Raw genomic sequence first — 19,143 nt, 5'->3', positions numbered from 1 at the left:
GGGGCGTGCCGACCATGCCGACCGACGCCACCGACGACATCGCTGTCCGCCCCGCCTGGATCGAACGCGGCGGACGGCCCTGGTTCCCCGTCACCGGCGAGGTCCACTTCTCCCGGGTACCGCGCGAGCGCTGGTCGGAGGTGCTGGGCCACGCCCGGGCCGGCGGGCTGACGTCCATCGCCACGTACGTCTTCTGGCAGGCGCACGAGCCGACGCCGGGCGACCTCCGGTGGGACGGGAACCTGGACCTGCGGGCGTTCGTCGAGCTCGCGGGTGCGCACGGGCTGGAGGTCGTGGTCCGGCTCGGGCCGTGGTCGCACGGGGAGGCCCGGCACGGCGGGTTCCCGGACTGGCTCGTCGAGCGGGACCTCGCGCTGCGCACCGACGACCCGGCCTACCTCGACCTGGTCCGGCGGTTCTACGGCGCGACGGTCGCGCAGCTCACGGGGCTCACGCACGCCGACGACGGCGGCCCCGTCGTCGGCGCCCAGATCGAGAACGAGCTCTACGACCAGCCCGGACACCTCGCGACCCTGCGGACCATCGCCGAGGACGCCGGGCTGCACCTGCGCCTGTGGACGGCCACCGGCTGGGGCGGGGCTCAGCTGCCGGGGTCGCTGCTGCCCGTGTACAGCGCGTACGCCGACGGCTTCTGGGCGGAGGCCGACGACGAGTGGCCCCCGTGGTCGCAGGTCCACTTCCGCTACTCCCCGGTGCGCGACGACCTCGGCACGGGCGCCGACGTGCGCGAGGCCCTCGACGGCGTCGCGACGCACGACGGCGTCGCAGCGGACGGCGGCGTTCCGGCGGGCGAGGTGCCCGACCCGGGCACGCCGTTCATCACGTGCGAGCTCGGCGGCGGGATGCACGTCGCCTACCACCGCCGCCCCCTCGTGCAGCCCGCCGACGTGGCGGCGCTCGCGCTGGCCAAGATCGGCAGCGGCTCCGTCTGGCAGGGCTACTACGTGTACGCGGGCGGCACGCAGCGCACGGGGCCGCACGGCACGGAGCAGGAGTCGCAGGCCACCGACTACCCGAACGACGTCCCGACCCGCACCTACGACTTCGGGGCTCCCGTCGGTGAGCACCAGCAGGTCCGGGCGCACCACCACCTGCTGCGCCGGCAGCACCTGTGGCTCGCCGACGACGGCGCGGCGCTCGCCGCGATGCCCGCCACCGTCGGCGGCGGCAGCGACGACCCCGACGAGCTGCGGTGGGCCGTGCGCTCCGACGGGCGCCGCGGATACCTGTTCGTCACCACCTACCAGCCCGCGCGCGCGCCGCTGCCCCCGCAGCCCGGGGTCCAGCTCGACGTCGCGTTCGAGGACGGCCCGGTCACCGTCCCCACGCGGCCGGTCGACCTCCCGGCCGGGGTGTCGGTCGTCTGGCCGTTGCGCCACCCGCTCGCCGACGGCGTGGTCCTGCGCAGCGCCACGGCACAGCTCGTCACGCGGCTCGACGGCGCGCCGGCGGTAGCCGAGGGGGGCGACCGAGGCGTCGTCGTCCTCGCGGCGACCGACGGCGTCCCCGTCGAGCTGGTCCTCGACGGCGAGGTCGCCGCCGCCGGCCCGGTCACGGCGCGGGCCGACGACGGCGCCACCGTCGTCACGCTGGACGCGCCGCCGGGACCGGGCACGGTCGTCGACCTGCCCGGCGTGCGCGTGCTGGTGCTCGACGACGCCACCGCCGACCGGCTCTACCGGCTCGACGTGGCCGGGCGTGAACGCCTCGTGCTGGCCGACGCCCCGGTGCACGCGGTGGACGGCGAGCTCGTCGTGCACGCCGTGTCACCGCACGTCAGGATCTCGATGCTGCCCGGCACGGACCTCAAGGACGCGGCGCTCACGAGCGACGGCGGGACCGCCACCGTGGCACCGGCGGACGGCCCGGGCGGACCGTGGAGCACGTGGGCGCTGCACCTGCCGGCGGCCGGCACCCACGGGCTCGCGGTCGAGCCCCACCCCGTGGCGCCGGCGCCGCCCGCCCCCGTGCGCGGGGGACCGGCGGACCGGCTGAGCGCACCCACCGACTTCTCCGGCGCGGCCCACGTGCACCTGGAGGTCCCTGCCGTGGCGCTCGCCGACGTCGACCGCACGCTGCTGCGCCTCGACTGGACCGGCGACGTCGGGCGCGCCGTCGTGGGCGGCGAGGTGATCAGCGACCACTTCTGGCACGGCCGGACGTGGGACGTCGACCTCACACCCTGGCGGGAGCAGGTCGCCCGGGACGGGCTGACGCTCGAGCTGCTGCCCTGGCGAGGTGCGACGGGCGTCTGGGTCGACCCGTCGGTGCGGTCCGTGCGCGACGGGATCACCGTCGGCTCGGCGCGCGTGGTGCGGGTGGCCCGGGCCGTGCTGTCGTTCGCGGACGACGTCAGGCGCTGACGAGCGCCTCGTCGACCGCGCCGAGGAAGTCGTCGAGGTCCTTCGGCGTCCTCGACGTGATCAGCCTGCGGCCCTGCGCGGTGCACACGACGACGGACTCGTCGCGCCACTCCTGGGCTCCCGCATTGCGGACGTCGGTCCGCAGCGACGGGTAGGACGTGAGCGTCTTGCCCGCCACCACGTCGGCCTCGACCAGCGCCCACGGGCCGTGGCAGATGGCGGCGACCGGCCGGCTGGACTCGGTGAACGACCGCACGATGCGCGTGGTCGCCGCCTCCAGCCGCAGCGAGTCGGCGTTGAGGGTGCCGCCCGGCACGAGCAGCAGGTCGAAGCCCTCCGGGTCGACGTCGTCGAGGGTGACGTCGACGGGCACGGTGCGGCCCGGGTCCTTGTCGTCCACGAGGGTGGCGACGTCGTCGGTCGTCGTGGCCGCCACCGTCACGACGGCGCCGCGCTCGCGCAGGTGGTCGAGCGGGACGACGAGCTCGTCCTGCTCGACGCCGTAGTTGGTCACGATGGCCAGGACGGTCCGTCCGGTGAGGTCGTGGTCAGCCATGGTGGCTCCTTCCGTCAGGGTCTGCTGTCGGGGTCGCCCACCGTAGGCACGCCCCCGCACCGACGCACGCCGGCCCGTGGCGTGCGTCGGTGCGGCCGGTCAGAGGCGCCGGCGGTGACGGGAAGCGGCCCAGCCGCCACCGACCCCGGCGCCGACGGACGCCACGGCCAGCGCCGCGACGAGCGGCCCCATCGGGACGGACGGTGGCGCCGCCGGAGCGGGCGGCGCGGACAGCATCGACGAGGTCGCCACCAGCATCGGCGCCGGGTGGGCGCCGGAGCCGTCGGTGTCGGCCCAGTCGTACGAGTCGCCCGACGTGCACTCCTGCACGGCCGGGAACACGAACGACTGCCCGGCCGTGCCGACCATCCGGACGTCGACGGTGAGCTCGGTCACCTCGCCGTCCGCGACCGGCTCGCCCGCCCAGCGGACCTGGTCGGGGGTGACGTCGACGGTCCAGCCGTCGGGCGCCACCGCGGCCAGGGCCTCGACGCCCTCGGGCATCGTGACCTGCACGGCGTCGGTCGGTGCGCCGTCGCAGCCGTGGTCGAACACGAACGTCACCGCGGAGGTGCCGTCGTCGCGGGGCTCGACACGGTCCACGGAGACGTGCGCCGCGGCCGACGTGGCGGGCAGCAGGACGACGGCGGTCACCGCGGCCGCGAGCGCGGCACGGCGACCCACCCGCTGCGGGGCGTTCACGGCGTCACCTCCACGGGGATCTCGACGATCGGGTTGGCGTACTTGGACGTCCGCACGCTGACCTCCAGGACCCACTCGCCGGCGACCGGCAGGTCGATCGTCGCCTCGTACGTCCCGGGGCCGGTCTCGACCAGTGGCCGTTCCAGCGGTCCGAGCGACGGGTCGGCGAGCGTGGCGGACAGCTCCGGGTCCGCGACCGGTTCCAGGGGCGCGCCGTCGGCGTCCAGGAGCTCGATCTCCACCGAGCTCACGCCCACCCGTGCCGGAGTGACGTGCGCCCGCAGCGTTCCCTCGTCGAGGTCCCGGGCGACCTCGACCGCGGCCGGCGTCGTGGCGGCCTCGGCCGGCGGCGCCTCGGGGGACTGCGAGACGAGCACGCCCGTCACGGCGAGGACGAGCCCGAGGAGCGCGGCCTCTACGGTGACCGTCCGGCGGAGCTGGCGTCGCACGCCCGCGCTCCCGGTGCCGTGCGATCCTGCCGGCGCCCCGCCGTCGCGGGTGACGAGCGGCACCAGCCGGTAGTGGTTCCACGCGGCGATCAGGACGACGTAGAGCACCGCCCACGTCTTGGTCAGCAGGGCGAGGCCGTACGACGTCGTCCACAGGGCGTCGAGCGTGCCGAGGATGCGCCAGGCCAGGACCACTCCCGTCAGGGCGAGCGCGACGAGGAGCCAGGCACCGAGCGTCGAGAAGCGCGACACGGTGCGCGCGGCGCGTCCCGGGTCGACCGGGCTCGACGGGGCCAGGACGAGCGCGAGCCCGACGACACCGCCCAGCCACACCGCTGCCGTCACGACGTGCAGCACGTCCGAGGGCACGACGAGCCACACGGGCCCGGCCGTCCGGGTGTGCCCGACGAGGGCGAGCGACCCCACCGCCAGCACCGCGGCACCGAGGGAGACCCCTGCCGGCCAGGCCGCACGCTGGTCCCGTCCGGCGCGGGCGGCGAACGCCGTCGCGACGCCCAGGCCGGCGAGGCCGATCGCCGAGGCGACGGCGGTCTCGGAGGTGGCGCTCGCTGTCCACGTGCCCGGGTCGGCCAGTGCGCCCCACCCCCCACCGGCCTGCCACGCCGTGGTGGTCGGCGCGAGGAGCACGGCCGCGACCGCGGCCCCCGTCAGGGCGACGTACCGCACCCGCTGGAGCCGACGGCGCAGCGCCGGTGCCGCTCCCGGCGAGACGTGGAGCACGAGCAGCTCGAAGACGACGAGACCGGCCCCGAGGAGGGTGCCCGCGAAGAGCGCCGTCTGGACGACCGTGCGCGCGCCGGCCAGGGTGGTCGACGACGCCCGGGCGCCCGGGTCGGTCGAGGTCGCGCCGGCGGTGTCCGCGCTCGGCTCGCCGACGGAGAACGAGAACGCACCGGCGACCGGATGGGAATCGAGCGAGATGACCCGCCAGCTGACGACCCAGGTGCCCTGCCCGAGCTCGTCGTCGGGGGTGATGACGACGCTGCTGTCGGTGGCCGCCACCTGGACGTCCACGGCGTCGCCCGCCGGGGACAGCAGGGTGGTGCCCTCCGGGACGGCCTGGACCGGTTCGTTGAACGACAGCGTCAGCTGCTCGGGAGCCGTGTCAAGCACCGTCCCGTCCTGCGGGTCGGTGCCCTCCAGGACGGCGTGCGCCGCGGCCGGGCCGCCCGCGAGGAACGCGAGCAGGATCCCGGCCGCGGCCACGAGCACGGCCGGCAGCACACGCCGTCGTGCCGAGGTGTGCATGCTCGGGTCAGGCCTGCCGCGACCGGGTGCGCAGCAGGGCGACGAGGCCCAGGACCGCACCGATCGCACCGAGCCCGAGCGCCGCCCACGTCACGGCGGAGGTCCCGGCGCCGTCGGTACCGGCCGAGGCGTCCGCGGCGCTCGCCGTGCCCGTTCCCGAGGTGTCCGCCTCGGAGCTCCCCGCGTCGTCGGCCACGTCCTCGGTCGTCTCGTCCGCGGCGTCGTCACCGTGCCCGTCGCCGTCCGCGGCCGTGACCTCGATCAGCGGCGCCGGCATGTCGAGGCCGTGCGGGTCCTGCCCGTCCTCGGCGACCTGTACCCAGGCCGCCTCGCCGTCGGGGCAGGTCTGGACCGTGGGGAGAACGAGCGTGCCCGGCTCGTCGGGGAGCTTGACCGAGAGCTCGAACGCGGCGCGCAGGTCGGCGGGCAGCGGCGTGTCGGTGGTGTAGACCACCTCGGCGACGCGCTCGGTGCGCTGGCCGCCGTGGCCGTCGTCCTCCGGCTCGTCGAGCTCGACCATGACCTTCTCGACGTCCCAGCCCGCGTGGACGGTCGGGGTGACGGTGGCGATCTCCTCGGGGATCTGGATGGCGACCTCGGTGGTGGGGGAGGTGTCGCAGCCGTGCGGGACCCCGAACGTCAGCAGTGCGTACGCGCCGGCCGACGTCGTGTCCGGCGTCACGGTGACGTGGGCCGACGCGGAGCCGGCTCCGGCCAGGACGAGCCCGGCGGTGAGGGTGAGCGCGCCGGCGGCGCGCAAGGTCTTTCGCATGTCATGCCTTTCGGAGGAAGGGGAGGCTCCGCGCGCGGGGACGACGGTGTGCCGCGGGCGCGCAGGAGCGGGACGCGGTGGTCCGGCGTCCGGTGCAGGTGTCAGGCGATGACGGGTGGTGCGCGTCCCCGGACGGCGCCGCGCCAGCGGCTGCGGGGCGGCACCGAGAGGTCGGGGGCGGCCGGGCGGGCCGCACGGGCCGCCACGACGCGGCGGCCGTCCGCGGGGATGCGGTGGCTGCACCAGCGCCACAGGCGCCACAGCAGTGCTTCGCCGTACCTCAGGGCGACGGCGAGCACGAGGTCCGCCACGACGTGCGCGGCGACCATCGTGGCGGGCGACATCGCGCCGTGGTGCGCGTGCGCCGCCATCTCGCCGGCGGAGGTCAGGGCGGCCGCTCGTTCGAAGGCGACGTGCAGCAGCACCTGGCCGACGGCCAGGGCACCCAGCATCCCCGGCAGCCGGAGCTCGCGTCGCGACAGGGGATGGGCGGCGACGGCCGTCAGCGCCACCAGCACGAGGAGGAGGGCCGTCCCGGGGCTCGAACCGCCGGCGGCGACGTGCGCGCCGAGCGAGGGCAGCACGATCGCCGCGGCGAGCAACAGCGTCCGCGCCGCGCGCAGGGTGCCCGTCCCCGGTGATCTCATCGCGCCGAGCCTAGCGGAGCCCCTGGCGGAGACGTCGACCGGCCCGGCGGGCAGGCCGCACCACCGCGGGTCCGGGCGCTGGCGGTGTGGACCACGGTGGCCGGGCGCGGCAGGATGGAACGGAAGCCGACGAGCGGAGAGTCTGATGGAAACACCGAAGAAGACCCGCACGAAGCGCGGGGGACCCCCCTCGCTGTTCAAGATGGTGATGTTCGCGCTGGTCGTGGCGGCCGTCACCAAGGAGCTGCAGAAGGACCCGGAGGACCGGGAGTGGCACGGCACGGTCGCCGGGTTCGTGCCCTACGAGTTCCGCGTGCCCACGATCGAGCGCTTCAAGGAACGAGTGTGGGACCCGGAGGGGCAGCACCTCCTGAGCCCGCACGTGTTCGGTGTCGGCTGGACGGTGAACGTCGGCCGCGTCGTCACCGTCGTGCGCGAGAAGCTGGCGGACTGACCACCCGGCTGCGCACGCCGTCCCCGTGCTGACCCTGCTGGCGGCGCTGCCCATCGTCGCGATCCTCGTGCTGATGGTGGCGGCCCGGTGGTCCGCTGCGGCTGCCGGTGCGGCGGCGGCCGCCGGCACGGTGGTGCTGGCGCTGACCGCCTTCGGGTTCGGCGGCGCCGACGTCGCCTTCGGCCCGGTCGAGGGCGTCGTGGGCGTCCTGGCCCGGGCCGCCTGGGTGGCGCTGACGGTGATGCTGATCATCGGCCCGGCGCTCGGCATCCACCACCTGCAGCAGCGCACCGGTGCCACGTCGGCACTGGAGGCCGGGCTCGCCCGCATCACCCCGGACCCGCGCGTGGCGGCGCTGCTCATCGTCTGGTTCTTCTGCCTGCTCATCGAGGGCGCCGCGGGGTTCGGCACGCCGGTCGCGCTGGCGGCGCCGTTCCTTGTCGCCGCGGGCTTCCGGCCGGTGACCGCCGTCGTCGGCGCCATGGTGGGGCACGCGTCGGCGGTGCCGTTCGCGGCCGTCGGGACGCCCACGCTCGCGCAGCTCGCGATCGTCGACTACCCGGCGCGCGAGCTGGCGTGGGCGGTCGCGCCCTACATGGTCGTGAGCGGGCTCGTGCTGGCGTTCGTCGTCGCGCGGCTGGTCGGCACCCTGGTCCCCACGGCAGGCCCGCCGTGGCGGTGGATGGCGGTCGCGTACGTCGCCTTCTTCGTCCCCAACCTCCTCATCGCCCGGTTCGTCGGGCCGGAGCTGCCGTCGCTGGTGGGGGCGATCGTCGGCGCGGGCGTCTTCGTGCTGGTGGTGCGCGCCGTGGTCCGACGCCGGTCGCTGGTGCCCGCGGACGACGGCGCCTCGTCCGGGGGCGGGGCCACCCCGGCGCCCGTCGGGGTGCCGGTGCGGTCGGCCCCGACGATGACCTTCCTGGCGGCGACAGCGCCCTACCTGGTGCTCGTCGTGCTGGTCCTCGTCACCCGGCTGGTGGTGCCCGTGCGCGAGGCCGCCCGGTCCGTCGTGTGGCGGTGGGAGGTCTTCGGCCACTTCTCCGAGAGCATCGAGCCGCTCTACCACCCGGGGCTGCTGCTGGCGCTGTCGTTCGTCGCCGGGGCGCTCTGGCAGCGGGCGGCCGCCACGGACATGGGGCTCGCCTTCCGGCGGGCGACGCTGCAGGTGGTGCCCGTGTTCGTCGCGCTGCTGGCGATGGTGACGGTGGCGTTCACCATGTCCGAGGCGGGCATGACCACGCAGCTCGCGACGGCTGCGGCCGGGGCCGGGGTGCTGTGGCCGGTGCTGTCCCCCTTCGTGGGAGCGCTCGGCACCTTCATGACGGGCTCCGCCACGGCGTCGAACATCCTGTTCACCGAGTTCCAGGACCAGACCGCCCTCGCCGCGGACCTCGACCCCGTGCCGCTGCTCGGCGCGCAGGGCGCCGGCGCCGCGATCGGCAACATCGTCTGCCCGCACAACGTGGTCGCGGCGGCGGCCACCGTGGGTCTCGGCGGCCGCGAGGGCCAGGTGCTCCGGCAGGCCCTGCCTGTGGCGGCGGTCTGCCTGGCACTGATCGGCGCGATGGCCTGGATCGTCGTCTGACGGGCGGTGGGCCAGCGGTCGCGGCCGTCGCTCCCGCGATGCCTCCGTCACCGCGCACCACGGTGCGGCGACCGCTACCGTCGGGCCTGGAAGTCGGCCCCACCCGGGGCCCACCCGCCGAGCCTCGTCCGGCCGGCGACGGACGGAGGCCTCGTGGGTGCAGCGATCGGTCAGTCCCTCCCGGTGGCGGTGGGTGTGCTCATCAGCCCCCTGCCGATCGTGGCGGTCGTGCTCATGCTGGTGAGCGGGAGGGCCAGGGCCAACGCGTTCGCCTTCCTGACCGGTTGGTTCGTCGCGCTGGCGGTCGTCGTCGCGCTCGTCGCGACGCTCGCCGGCGCGGCTCCGGAGTCCGGCGAGGCGCCGGCGTGGGCGAGCTGGCTCGAGATCGTCCTCGGTGCAGGCCTGCTGCTGCTGGCGGCGAAGAGCTGGCGGGGACGGCCTCGCGCCGGGGAGGCGCCGACCGCACCGACCTGGATGGCCGCCATCGACGGCTTCACCCCCGCCAAGGCTCTGGGGCTGGCCGTCCTGCTCGGTGTCGTCAACCCGAAGAATCTCCTGCTGGTGGTCTCCGGCGGGACCGCGATCGCCACGGCGGCCGGGGGTGACACGAGCGCGCAGTTCGTGGCGTCGGTCGTCTTCGCCGTCGTGGCGAGCATCGGGGTGGCGGCGCCCGTCGTCATCTACCTGTCGACGGGCGAGCGTGCCGCCCGGCTGCTCGACGAGCTCAAGACGTGGATGATCCAGCAGAACGCCACGATCATGGCCGTCCTGCTGCTCGTCCTCGGCGCCAAGATGATCGGCGACGGCATCTCGGCCCTCTGATGCCAGTGCAGCTCTGTACCGCCGGACCGCCGTCGTCCCCGACGACGGCGGCCTCACCGTCGTGTACGCGACGCAGCGTCCCGAGGGCGTGCCCGAGGAGAACTGGTTGCCCACCACCGGCGACGGCGAGCGCTTCATCGCGATTCTGCGGTGCTACCTGCACCGTGCCGAGGTGTGCAGCGGGGCGTGGGCGCCGCCCCCGCTCGTCGCCGACACCCGGTGAGATGCAAGCAGCCGGACCCAGGCCCTGGGCGACCTCGTCCGCAGGCCTCAGCCGGGCGCCGGGCCGGTCGACCCGCGCACGACGAGCCGGGTCGGCAGGGCGACGTCCTGGTCCGACGGCGGCACGCCCGTCTCGTCGGCGCCGCCCGTCCCGTCGAGGATGCCCAGCAGCTGCGCGGCGGCCCGGGCACCGAGCTCCTCGGCGGGCACCGCGACGGTGGTGAGCGCCGGCGTGGTGAGGTCGGCGCCGAAGATGTCGTCGTGCCCCACGAGGCTCAGGTCGCCGGGTACCCGCACACCGGTCTCGGCGAGGCGGTCCAGCGCGCCGAACGCGACGAGGTCGTTGTAGGCGAGCAGGGCGGAGGCTCCCGCGCCCCGGGCGGTGTCCGCGGCGGCCGGGCCGGCGTCGCGCCGCGGCGCGTGGTGGCCCAGGTCGCTGAACCGCACACCGAGGCGTGCACAGGTCTCGACGACGGCGCGGCGTCGCCGTTCGTCGGACCACGAGGTCGACGGTCCGCCGGCGTAGGCGACGTGCCGGTGGCCGTGCCGTGCCAGGTGCTCGACCGCCGCCTCGACCCCCTCGGTGCCGGTCGTGACGGCCGGGACCGCGGCGTCGGCCGCCTCCCGGTTGATCACCACGAGCGGGACCCGCCGTGCCCACCCGGCCAGCACGGCGCGGTCGAGGCGCGACGCCGCGAGCACGATGCCGTCCACCCGGCCCGCCAACGCCTCCAGCACCTGCTCCTCGGACCGGGGCTCCTCCTCGACGTCGGCGACCACCTGCACCACGTCGTGGGCGCGCAGGTGGCGCGTCGAGCCGCGGACGAGCGACATGAAGAACGGGTTGGTGAGGTCGGGCACGACGAGCGCGACCGTGCCGGAGTGGCCGGAGCGGACCTGGCGGGCGGCGACGCTGGGCACGTACCCGAGCTCGTCGGCGGCCTGCTGGACGCGCGTCGTCGTCGGGGGACTCGCCCGCCCGGGACGGTGCAGGGCGCGGGAGGCCGTGGACACCGAGACTCCCGCACGCTCGGCGACGTCGGCGAGCGTGGCCCGGCGGGTCATGAGCCGGCCGCCGGGTCGACGGACCGCGACTCGACCCACCGGGCGTCGACCGGCGGCCGTTCGTCGCCGAGCGTGAGGTAGAGCCGGTCGACCCGCAGCCCGGCCTTCCGGGCCAGCACGGAGAGCACGTGCCGGCCGGCCGTCAGCTCGACATCCATGAGCTCGTGCCACACCCACGCCTGGGCGGTCCCGAAGCTGAACATCTCCCCGCCGCAGAACTGCTCCTCGGGCGGCAGCGGAGTACCGTCCACCGCGAGGGTCAGGGCGTCGTCGGTGTCGGCGTCGAACTTCACCAGCACCCACACGGCGTATTTGGCGGGCCGGGGGACCTGGACGCGCAGGTGCAGGCCGGGAGCGAGGTGCGGGTCGTCCCAGCGGCGGCCGGGGGCGTCGACGTGCATCGCGAGCCCCGTGCGCCCGTCGGTCTCCGCCTGGGTGTGCGTCCAGCCCACCACCGGCTCGTCGGTGCTCGGCGTGGTCCACGCCCCGGGTCCCTGGCGCAGCGTGCGCTCCACCTCCAGGGCGAGCACGCCGCCGTCGGCCACCGCGACGCCGCTCGAGAGCTGGGCGAGCACGTCCTTCGTGCCGTCCGGGGCGGGCCCGTACCGTTCGGGGCCGAGCTGCGGCTGGGCCACGACCTCGTTCCGCGTGAAGGTGGTGGGGGTCGACCAGTACGCGCGCGGCACGAACACCGCCTGGTGCGGGGGGACCTCGTCGGGCAGCACGCCGTAGAGGTTCCGCGCGACCCGCTCCAGCGCGTCCAGGTCCACCGCCGCCGGGTCCGGGTCCTCCGGCCAGGACACGGGCCGGCCGGCGCGCGCCGACGACGGCGGAGGCAGTGCCCCGCTGCGACGTTCGCCGGTCCACAGCACGAGGGAGGACAGCGCGAACCGCGCGTCGACGACGTGCAGGCGCACGGTGTGCGCCCCGGCGGTGAGGAACGGCAGCCGGAGCGTCAGCCGCTCGACGTTCTCCACCACGGCGCGCTCCCACGCGCCGCGGTGCTCGTCCGTGGTGGGCGACTCGACCACGACCGCGGGCTGGTCGTCCACGGACACCCCGACGCGCAGGCGGCCGGTGGAGTCCAGGCCGGGGAACCGGAACAGCTCCAGCAGGTGGGCGCCCGCGGTCTCGAGGTGCACGCGGAAGCCCACCGTGCCGCCGTCGGGCAGCCGAGCCGGGTCGGCGCTCGCGGGCCGGCCGTGCGCCTCGAGCAGGCCGCCGCCGCCGCGGCCGAGGCCGGGGACCACGACCCACGAGCTCTCCGCGGTGTCGTGCCGCTCGTCGGGGGAGTCGGCCCGCAGCGAGACGTAGCCGTCGGCCTCCAGAGCGCACCCGTCCTCGGGTGCCGAGCCGTCGGGGCCGGCGGGGCGGCGGGTCCGCACCGGGACGACGACGGTGCTGCCGTCGGACTCGCAGCGCACCACGATCTCGCCCGCCCGGTCGGCGGCGTCCTGCGGCACGCGGACGGGGATCCGGCGCTCGGTGTCGACGGTGAACCGAGCGGCCCTCGAGGCGCCCAGCTCGATCCACGGGTCGGCCTCGACGGTGACCTCGATGGGCCCGGCACCGGTGGTGAACACCTCGATCCACTTCGACCGGGTGCCGTGGGCCGCGAAGCCGAGGGCGGGAGCGTCGCCGGGCAGCTCCTCGCCCCACACGACGACGCCGAGTCCCGGCTCACCGACCTGCAGGGCCGGTCGGCCGGGCGGGAACAGTGCGGTGGCCGGGGGCGGGAAGTCCTCCGGCGTCATGATCCCGTCCCACTTCCCGCCGGACATGACGGTGTTGTACGCGCGGATCATGGCGCGCCTGTACCCGTCGAACGTCCGGGACAGGGCGAGGTGGTGGTCGGCGGCGGCCATCTTGCCCTGGGCGTAGGCGAGCGCCGAGCGGTCGGCGTGCACGAACTGGGCGTTGGTCAGGTACGAGGCGTGCACCCGCAGGCCGACGAGCTGGAGGAACGCGTCCCGCTCCGCCACGGGCAGCCCGGCCCAGACGGCCGACACCTCCTCGGCCAGGTGCCGCAGGCGGTCGAGCCGCCGGGCGGCCTCGTCGCCGTCCGCCGTCTGCGAGAAGGCCCGGGCGGACAGGTGCTCGATCTTGCGCACGTCGGTGAGCTGGGCGAACTCCTCGACGACCGGCCCGATCCGCGCGCCGATGCCGCCGGAGAACGACCGGTCGAGCCACTCGCGGGTCCACGCCGAGACGTCGGACGTCGTCGCTGGGGCCCGGTGCGTGCCCCCCTCCTCGCGGCTCTCCACGGGCCCCTCCTCGCGGCCGACCTCCCACGCGTACCGGAGGAAGAACTCGGTGTCCTGCTCGAGCGGCTTGAGGGCACCGACGTTGTCCACCCACAGGGTGCGGATGCCCCGGTCCCAGGCGGTGCGCAGCTCGTTCTTCATGTGCGCGAGAGGCATCGAGGAGATGAACAGGTAGCTGCGCGCCGGGGGCGACCAGTACGACGAGTGGTAGTACAGCCCGTGGCCGCCCCGCCGCCGTCGTTCGTCCTCGTCGGGGAACCGGCGGACGTGCCCGAAGCTGTCGTCGGACCAGATGAGCGTGACGTCGTCGGGGATCTCGACGCCGTCGTCGTAGAGCGGCAGCACCTCCTTGTACGGGACGAAGCACTGCAGCTCGCCGGCGGCGCGCTCGGCACCGAGCTCGTCCGCCAGGAGCGCTCGCTGGTCGTCGATCAGCCGGTTCAGGAGCGTGACGCGCGCGCGGTGCTTCTCGTCCGGCGAGAGGTCGGCGTCCTGGTCGATCCGGGAGGTGACGAACCCGGTGTCGTGGATGCCGCGCATGCCGACGGTCCAGCCGACCTCGTAGTCGGCGTTCTGCTGGATGCTCTCCCGCCAGTACTGGCGCAGCAGGTCGCGGTTGGCGCCCTCGATCGAGTAGTCGTACTCGACGTGCTGGCCGGCCCGGGCCTGCTCGGCGGCCCAGGGAGCCCACTCGTGCTCGTTGGAGCGCAGCAGCATGTCACAGTGGCTGGTGCCGATGACGATGCCGGACTCGTGCGCGAGCCGGCCGTTCTCCGGGTCCGCGTTGAACGCGTTGACGTGCATCGCGGGCCACAGGTAGTTGCCCTTGAGGCGCAGGACGAGCTCGAACACGTGGGCGTAGAGGGTCGGGCCGATGGTGCCGTCGGGGGTGTGCTTCCGTGCCCAGGCGTCGAGCTCCTCCTCGTCGTTGAGGAAGATGCCGCGGTAGCGCACCGACGGCCGGTCGGCGTGATCGGCGTCCCGGGCGACGGTGAGGTGCTCGCGCTCGCGGACCGGCACGTCGGCGAACCAGTGCCACGGGGAGACGCCCGCGCGCTCGCACAGGTCGTAGACGCCGAAGACGGTGCCGCGCCGGTCGGCGCCCACGATCCAGAGCTGGTCGCCGACCGCCCGGACGAGGAACGCCTCCCACGCCGGGGTGCCGTCCTCGTCGAGGAGCGCGGCGACGTCGAGGCGACCGTCGGCGACGGCGGCGTCGACCAGGCGGCTCGTGCCGAGCGTGCCGACGACGACGGTGGCGCCGTCTGCGTGCTCGCCCTGCTCCACCGTGGCCCCGGGGCAGACGCGGCCGAGGTCGTCGACGAGGTGGCCGGCGGCGCGGAGCACGGCGGTGGGCTCGTCCGGGTCGACGGCGACCGTCGTCGTGGTGCCGGGCGCGGCCAGCACGGTGCCGTCGCGGTCGTCGATGACGTAGCTCATGTGACGACCCTAGGATGCAAACGTTTGTCGGTCCAGCACGCGCTGCTCTGTTTGACCTGGAGCAGGCGCCGTGACAACGTTTGCCGTCAGCGACGAAGCGGAGGATGACGATGGAGCACACCTGGCGCTGGTTCGGGCCGCGCGACCCGATCACGTTGGCGGACGTCCGCCAGACCGGGGCGACCGGTGTCGTGACGGCGCTGCACGACGTCCCCAACGGCGAGGTGTGGACCGTCGAGGCGATCGCCGAGCGCAGCGAGATGATCGAGGCCGCGGGACTGCGCTGGTCCGTCGTGGAGAGCATCCCCGTGCACGACGACGTCAAGCGCCGCGCGCCGGGCTACGAGCGGTGGCTCGAGACGTACGCCCAGAGCGTGCGCAACGTGGCGGCCTGCGGCATCGACGTCGTCTGCTACAACTTCATGCCGGTCCTGGACTGGGTCCGCACGGACCTGGCCTACCCGCTGCCCGACGGCGCGCTGGCGCTGCGGTTCGACCAGGACGCCTTCGCCGCGTTCGACCTGTTCCTGCTCCAGCGGGACGGGGCCGAGGACGACTACACGGACGCCGAGGTCGAGCGGGCGCGCCGGCACCTCGACGCCATGACGCCTCCCGAGGTCGACCGGCTCGTCGCGACCGTCTCCGCCGGGCTCCCGGGCTCCGAGGAGACGTGGACGCTCGACGGGCTGCGCGCCGAGCTCGCCGCCTACGCCGAGGTGGACGAGGAGTCCCTGCGCGCGGCGCTCGTCGAGTTCCTCGAGGCGATCGTCCCCGTCGCCGAGGAGTGCGGCGTGCGCCTCGGCATCCACCCCGACGACCCGCCACGCCCCGTGCTCGGCCTGCCGCGGATCATGTCCACCGCCGCGGACGCGCGCTGGCTGCTCGACGCCGTGCCCAGCACGACCAGCGGGCTCACGTTCTGCACCGGCTCCTTCGGCGTCCGGCCCGAGAACGACCTCGTCGCGATGGTGGACGAGCTCGCCCCCCGTATCCACTTCGCGCACCTGCGCTCCACCCGTCGCGAGGCCGACCCGCGCACCTTCCACGAGGCGCACCACCTGGGCGGTGACGTCGACATGATCGGTGTGATCGAGGCGCTCGTGCGTGAGGAGCGGCGTCGCGAGGAGCACGGCGGTGCCCGGATCCCGATGCGGCCGGACCACGGTCATCTGCTGCTGGCCGAGCAGGCCTCCGAGCGCGCGTCCGCCGTGCCCGGCTATTCCCTGGTCGGGCGGCTCAAGGGGCTGGCCGAGCTGCGCGGCGTCGAGCTGGCGGTGCGGCAGCAGCGCTGACCTCGCCGCCGAGCGGTGTTCCGGAGGCGCGGACCAGCGGTTCCACGTCCGCGTACGCGTCGGCCTGCTCGGCGGGGCTGGTCGTGTCCCAGACGCGCGCGGTTCCCGGGGCGTCGGTCCAGGCGGTCCACCCGGGGTCGAGCGTGCGGACGAACGCCGTCGCCGCGCCGTGCACGTCGTCGGCCAGGTGCTGCGGGGGGTCGTCCCCGGCGATGGCGTCGACCCCTGGCGCTCCGAGGGCGTCGAAGAAGAACGGCACGTCGAGGCAGTGCAGCGCGATGCCGTGCGTCGGGGACGGCCAGGAGAACCGGTAGGCCCAGGTCCGTGCGGGGCCGGCCGCGTCGCCGCGGGCCCGGGCGATCTGCACCACATCGCGCCGGAACACCATGTCGGTGACGAACCTGCCGAGGAGCCGTGTCGTGCCCTGTGCACGCAGCGCGGCGTTCGCGGCGAGGTAGGCGCGCCGCCGGGCGCGGGGAACCTTCAGCAGGGTCAGTGCGAGGCTCGGCGGGATCCACCGGAGCAACCGCCGGCTGCCGTCGAGCACCATCGAGAACTCGTCGTCGGCCGTACCGAGCACGAGCGGCTTGTCGGCACCGACCCCGGCGCGGAGCGATGCGCGCGTGGCCCGGGGGACGAGGTCACCGTCGACCACCGGACCGAACGTCGCCCCCTGGTTCAGCTCCTCGCGGGCTAGCACGAGCAGCCCGCTCCCGGTGGGCCGACCCGCCGCCTCCTGCAGATCGCGGAGGCGCTCCTCCGGGACGGTCCGGAACCCGTCGAGCGTCGGAGCGACTCCCGCTGCCTCGGCCAGCCGCCGCGCGATCCCGCGGGCACGCTCGTCGGGGACGTCGGCGAGGGCGCTGGACAGACACCACGCGGCGCGGAACAGGTGCTGGGCCGCGGGCATCCCGAGCAAGGTGAGCACCGCACCACCGCCGGCCGACTGGCCGGCGATCGTCACCCGGTCCGGATCGCCACCGAACGCCGCGATGTTCTGCTGCACCCATTCCAGAGCGAGGATCCAGTCGCGCACGCCCCGGTTCGACGGAGCGCCGTCGATCCATCCGAAGCCGTCGAAGCCGAGCCGGTACGACAGCGTCACGGTGACGACGCCGTCGCGCGCGAACCCTGCGCCGTCGTACCAGGGGCTCGCCGGCGAGCCCGAGGTGTAGCCGCCGCCGTGGACGTAGACGAGCACGGGCAGGCGCGCGCCGACGCCAGGGTCCGGGGTGAAGACGTTGACGTTCAGGGTGGCGTCGCCAGGGACGGACGGTTCGGGGATGAGCGTGATGCCGGTGTCCCCACGTTGTGGCGTCGGGCCGAACGCGGTCGTGTCGCGCACACCGTCCCACCCCGGGTGCGGCACGGGTGCCGCGAGACGACGGTCACCCGTCGGAGGTGCGGCGTAGGGGATGCCGAGGAACTCGGCCAGCGGCGCGCCGGTGTCTCCCCGCCATGTTCCACGCACGCGGCCGCCGCGCGTGGCGACCTCGGGATGTGTGCTCGCCACGGAGGCCCCCCTCGTCGTCCGACGAGGTCAGCGTATGCGGAGACCGTCGGCTTCCACCTCCGCGCCCCGGTCGAGGACGATGATCTCGGCGTCCTCGTCGAGACGCCGTGCCCGGGCGGCGGCGCTCATGCCGCCGCCGACCCCACCCACGATGACGATCTCATGCGGTCGACGTTAATACCCCTGGGGGTATTTGTCGAACCGCCTGGTCACGCGTTCGTGCGCACCACCATCTTGCCGACGTTGCCGCCGCGCATCATGTCCAGGAAGGCCTGCGGTGCGTTCTCGATGCCGTCGACGACGGTCTCGTCGTAGGAGATCCTGCCCTCGGAGAACCAGCCCGACATGAGTTCCTGGAACCGGGGGGCGTGGTCCATGTAGCTCGGCAGCGTGAAGCCCTGGAGCGTCAGGCTCCGCGTGACGATGTTGGCCAGGTTGTCCGGCCCGGGCGTGCGCTCGGTGTCGTTGTACTGCGAGATCGCGCCGCACAGGGCGACGCGCCCACCGGTGTTCATGCGGTCCAGCGCCGCCTCCAGGTGGTCGCCGCCGACGTTGTCGAAGAACACGTCGACGCCGTCGGAGGTGACCTCGCGCAGCTGGCGCCGCACCGGGGCGTCCTTGTAGTTGAACGCGGCGTCGTACCCGTACTTGCCGGTCAGCAGCTCGACCTTCTCGGCCGATCCGGCGGACCCGACCACGCGACCCGCGCCGAGGAGGCGCGCGATCTGTCCGACGGCGGTGCCCACGGCCCCCGCCGCGCCGGAGACGAACACGGTGTCGCCCTCGCGGAGTCCCGCGACGGCGGCGAGGCCGACGTAGGCGGTGAGCCCGGTCATGCCGAAGATGCCGAGGTAGAGGGACAGCGGTGCCCCCGGGATCTCGGGGACGACCCGGAAGCCGCGGGCGTCCTCCTGGACGACGTCACGCCAGCCGTACTGGTGCTGGACCGCCGCGCCGACCGGGACGTCGTCGGACGTGGACTCGACGACCCGGCCGACGGCCGCGCCGGTCATGGTCTCGCCGAGCGCGAAGGGCGGGACGTAGCTCTTGGCGTCGTTCATGCGGCCCCGCATGTACGGGTCGACGGAGACGAACTCGTTGACGACGCGCACCTGGCCGGGCTCGAGGTCGCCGTAGGTCACCTGGACGGTGCGGAAGGTGTCCTCGGTGGGCCAGCCGGTGGGACGGGCGGCGAGCTGGACCTGGGTGGACGTGACGTCGGACATGGTGAACCTGCCTTGCTTCGAGGTCGGGTGGGACGAACGTCTCAGAGGAGGAGGCCCGTCGCGAGCGCGACGACGGCGAGCAGCGGCACGACGCCCTGCTTCAGCGCCGCGCCGCGCTTGCCGGGCGACGACAGGAGCAGCACCAGGGCGGCGGCCGCCATCGAACCCGTGCCGGCGAGCGTGAGGGCCGTGCCGGCGGCGTCGAGCCCCGAGCCTTCGGTGCCGGCCGCGGCCAGCACGATGCCGACGGCCGTGACGACCGCGAGGAAGAGGTTGTAGAAGCCCTGGTTGAAGGCCAGCTCGCGGGTCGCGGCGGCCTCCTGCTCGGTGGTGCCGAACACGGCGCGCGCACGCGTGGTCCAGACGACCGACTCCAGCCAGAAGATGTAGACGTGGAGGGCTGCGGCCAGCGCTGCCAGGACGAGTCCGGCGACGGTCATCGGGTGCTCCCTGCTCGGGTGGTGCGGCGGGACGACTTCTG

16 protein-coding genes are annotated in these 19,143 nt (G+C 74.7%); 6 read left to right on the top strand and 10 right to left on the bottom strand.

Going from position 1 to position 19,143, the window contains the following annotated elements; translation table 11 throughout:
• The first annotated feature begins 14 nt into the window (after positions 1-14).
• Positions 15-2,384: a beta-galactosidase gene (locus UQW22_RS04665; protein ID WP_407320724.1), complete on the top strand. Its 2,370-nt coding sequence runs from the start codon at positions 15-17 to the stop codon at positions 2,382-2,384.
• Here UQW22_RS04665 and UQW22_RS04660 read toward each other — a convergent pair.
• From UQW22_RS04660 to UQW22_RS04640, 5 genes are all read right to left on the bottom strand, one after another.
• Positions 2,374-2,940, bottom strand: coding sequence for a DJ-1/PfpI/YhbO family deglycase/protease (locus tag UQW22_RS04660; RefSeq protein WP_407319714.1), 567 nt, complete (start codon positions 2,938-2,940; stop codon positions 2,374-2,376). The genes UQW22_RS04665 and UQW22_RS04660 overlap by 11 nt on opposite strands.
• A gap of 99 nt (positions 2,941-3,039) precedes the next feature.
• Positions 3,040-3,642: a DUF1775 domain-containing protein gene (locus UQW22_RS04655; protein ID WP_407319713.1), complete on the bottom strand. Its 603-nt coding sequence runs from the start codon at positions 3,640-3,642 to the stop codon at positions 3,040-3,042.
• Entirely contained in the window at positions 3,639-5,360 is a 1,722-nt protein-coding gene (locus UQW22_RS04650) for a copper resistance protein CopC (RefSeq protein WP_407319712.1), read from the bottom strand. The genes UQW22_RS04655 and UQW22_RS04650 overlap by 4 nt, the downstream gene beginning before the upstream one ends.
• 7 nt (positions 5,361-5,367) lie before the next feature.
• Positions 5,368-6,132 (bottom strand): YcnI family protein, encoded by a 765-nt coding sequence (locus tag UQW22_RS04645; protein ID WP_407319711.1) that lies wholly within the window; start codon positions 6,130-6,132, stop codon positions 5,368-5,370.
• A gap of 101 nt (positions 6,133-6,233) precedes the next feature.
• Entirely contained in the window at positions 6,234-6,779 is a 546-nt protein-coding gene (locus tag UQW22_RS04640; protein WP_407319710.1) for a hypothetical protein, read from the bottom strand.
• Between the two features lie 145 nt (positions 6,780-6,924).
• Here UQW22_RS04640 and UQW22_RS04635 point away from each other — a divergent pair, with 145 nt between their 5' ends.
• The 4 genes from UQW22_RS04635 to UQW22_RS04620 all read left to right on the top strand — a co-directional run bounded on the left by UQW22_RS04635 (position 6,925) and on the right by UQW22_RS04620 (position 9,863).
• Positions 6,925-7,233, top strand: coding sequence for a DUF5808 domain-containing protein (locus UQW22_RS04635; protein ID WP_407319709.1), 309 nt, complete (start codon positions 6,925-6,927; stop codon positions 7,231-7,233).
• Between the two features lie 25 nt (positions 7,234-7,258).
• Positions 7,259-8,818, top strand: coding sequence for an L-lactate permease (locus tag UQW22_RS04630; protein WP_407319708.1), 1,560 nt, complete (start codon positions 7,259-7,261; stop codon positions 8,816-8,818).
• A gap of 153 nt (positions 8,819-8,971) precedes the next feature.
• Entirely contained in the window at positions 8,972-9,640 is a 669-nt protein-coding gene (locus tag UQW22_RS04625) for a GAP family protein (protein WP_407319707.1), read from the top strand.
• A gap of 13 nt (positions 9,641-9,653) precedes the next feature.
• Entirely contained in the window at positions 9,654-9,863 is a 210-nt protein-coding gene (locus tag UQW22_RS04620; RefSeq protein WP_407320723.1) for a DUF1214 domain-containing protein, read from the top strand.
• A gap of 47 nt (positions 9,864-9,910) precedes the next feature.
• Here UQW22_RS04620 and UQW22_RS04615 read toward each other — a convergent pair whose 3' ends face one another.
• The gene (locus UQW22_RS04615; protein ID WP_407319706.1) at positions 9,911-10,927 is read right to left on the bottom strand and encodes a LacI family DNA-binding transcriptional regulator; all 1,017 of its coding nucleotides are present in this window, start codon (positions 10,925-10,927) and stop codon (positions 9,911-9,913) included.
• A complete protein-coding gene (locus UQW22_RS04610) occupies positions 10,924-14,631 on the bottom strand; it encodes a glycosyl hydrolase 115 family protein (RefSeq protein ID WP_407319705.1) in 3,708 nt (1,235 codons plus the stop codon). Before UQW22_RS04610 ends, UQW22_RS04615 begins: the two co-directional genes overlap by 4 nt.
• A 104-nt stretch (positions 14,632-14,735) precedes the next feature.
• Here UQW22_RS04610 and uxuA point away from each other — a divergent pair, with 104 nt between their 5' ends.
• A complete protein-coding gene (gene uxuA, locus UQW22_RS04605; RefSeq protein ID WP_407319704.1) occupies positions 14,736-15,923 on the top strand; it encodes a mannonate dehydratase in 1,188 nt (395 codons plus the stop codon).
• Here uxuA and UQW22_RS04600 read toward each other — a convergent pair.
• The 3 genes from UQW22_RS04600 to UQW22_RS04590 form a co-directional block, all read right to left on the bottom strand.
• Positions 15,868-17,436, bottom strand: a complete 1,569-nt coding sequence (locus UQW22_RS04600; protein WP_407319703.1) for a carboxylesterase/lipase family protein — start codon at positions 17,434-17,436, stop codon at positions 15,868-15,870. The genes uxuA and UQW22_RS04600 overlap by 56 nt on opposite strands.
• 209 nt (positions 17,437-17,645) lie before the next feature.
• Positions 17,646-18,662, bottom strand: a complete 1,017-nt coding sequence (locus UQW22_RS04595; protein ID WP_407319702.1) for an NADP-dependent oxidoreductase — start codon at positions 18,660-18,662, stop codon at positions 17,646-17,648.
• Positions 18,663-18,703: 41 nt separating this feature from the next.
• A complete protein-coding gene (locus tag UQW22_RS04590) occupies positions 18,704-19,102 on the bottom strand; it encodes a DUF1304 domain-containing protein (protein WP_407319701.1) in 399 nt (132 codons plus the stop codon).
• Positions 19,103-19,143 lie beyond the last annotated feature (41 nt).

Origin of the sequence: Isoptericola halotolerans (genome assembly GCF_045689585.1) — a bacterium.
GTDB lineage: Bacteria > Actinomycetota > Actinomycetes > Actinomycetales > Cellulomonadaceae > Isoptericola > Isoptericola halotolerans_B.
The sequence above is the reverse complement of the archived record's forward strand: the minus strand, read 5'-3'. Positions and strand labels throughout refer to the sequence as shown.

Excerpts from the sequence above, each read along its gene's own strand:
- UQW22_RS04665 (WP_407320724.1), top strand. The coding sequence starts at position 15 with ATGCCGACCGACGCCACCGACGACATCGCTGTCCGCCCCGCCTGGATC.
- UQW22_RS04660 (WP_407319714.1), bottom strand. The coding sequence starts at position 2,940 with ATGGCTGACCACGACCTCACCGGACGGACCGTCCTGGCCATCGTGACC.
- UQW22_RS04650 (WP_407319712.1), bottom strand. The coding sequence starts at position 5,360 with ATGCACACCTCGGCACGACGGCGTGTGCTGCCGGCCGTGCTCGTGGCC.
- UQW22_RS04645 (WP_407319711.1), bottom strand. The coding sequence starts at position 6,132 with ATGCGAAAGACCTTGCGCGCCGCCGGCGCGCTCACCCTCACCGCCGGG.
- UQW22_RS04640 (WP_407319710.1), bottom strand. The coding sequence starts at position 6,779 with ATGAGATCACCGGGGACGGGCACCCTGCGCGCGGCGCGGACGCTGTTG.
- UQW22_RS04635 (WP_407319709.1), top strand. The coding sequence starts at position 6,925 with ATGGAAACACCGAAGAAGACCCGCACGAAGCGCGGGGGACCCCCCTCG.
- UQW22_RS04615 (WP_407319706.1), bottom strand. The coding sequence starts at position 10,927 with ATGACCCGCCGGGCCACGCTCGCCGACGTCGCCGAGCGTGCGGGAGTC.
- UQW22_RS04610 (WP_407319705.1), bottom strand. The coding sequence starts at position 14,631 with ATGAGCTACGTCATCGACGACCGCGACGGCACCGTGCTGGCCGCGCCC.
- uxuA (WP_407319704.1), top strand. The coding sequence starts at position 14,736 with ATGACGATGGAGCACACCTGGCGCTGGTTCGGGCCGCGCGACCCGATC.
- UQW22_RS04595 (WP_407319702.1), bottom strand. The coding sequence starts at position 18,662 with ATGTCCGACGTCACGTCCACCCAGGTCCAGCTCGCCGCCCGTCCCACC.
- UQW22_RS04590 (WP_407319701.1), bottom strand. The coding sequence starts at position 19,102 with ATGACCGTCGCCGGACTCGTCCTGGCAGCGCTGGCCGCAGCCCTCCAC.